The organism is Pseudomonas sp. 01L34, from assembly GCF_056400265.1.
This window is the reverse complement of record NZ_JBFTSX010000046.1, coordinates 1-481: the sequence shown is the minus strand read 5'-3', so window position 1 is coordinate 481 and position 481 is coordinate 1. Positions and strand designations below refer to the sequence as shown.

Annotated in this window: 1 protein-coding gene; it reads left to right on the top strand. The window is 65.3% G+C overall.

Annotated features, from left to right (window positions below; all coding sequences use genetic code 11):
* A partial coding sequence (locus tag AC1DQM_RS29910) for a calcium-binding protein (RefSeq protein WP_477747273.1) occupies nt 1-481 on the top strand: 481 nt, incomplete at both ends.

The window sequence follows — 481 nt, the reverse complement described above, 5'->3', positions numbered from 1 at the left end:
TCCTCGACGGCAAGGCCGGGGCTGATACCCTGGACGGCGGGGCTGGCAACGACACCTACGTGGTCGACAACCTCGGCGACACGGTAATCGAGCGCGGCACCTCGCTGGCCGAGATCGACACGGTGCTGTCGTCGATCAGCTACACCCTGGGCAGCAACCTCGAGAACCTGACACTCACCGGCAGCGACCAGCTCGACGCCACCGGCAACGCCCTGAACAACGTGCTGATCGGCAACAGCGGCAACAACGTGCTGGACGGGGGCCTCGGCGCCGACGTGATGATTGGCGGCTTCGGCAATGACACCTACGTCGTCGACAACCTCAAGGACGTGGTCGCCGAGACCAGTACCCTGGCGAGCGAAATCGACACCGTACGCGCCTCGGTGAGCTGGGCCCTGGGCGCCAACCTGGAAAACCTCACCCTGACCGGCAGCGACAACCTCAACGGCGTCGGCAATGCCCTGAACAACGTGCTGACCGG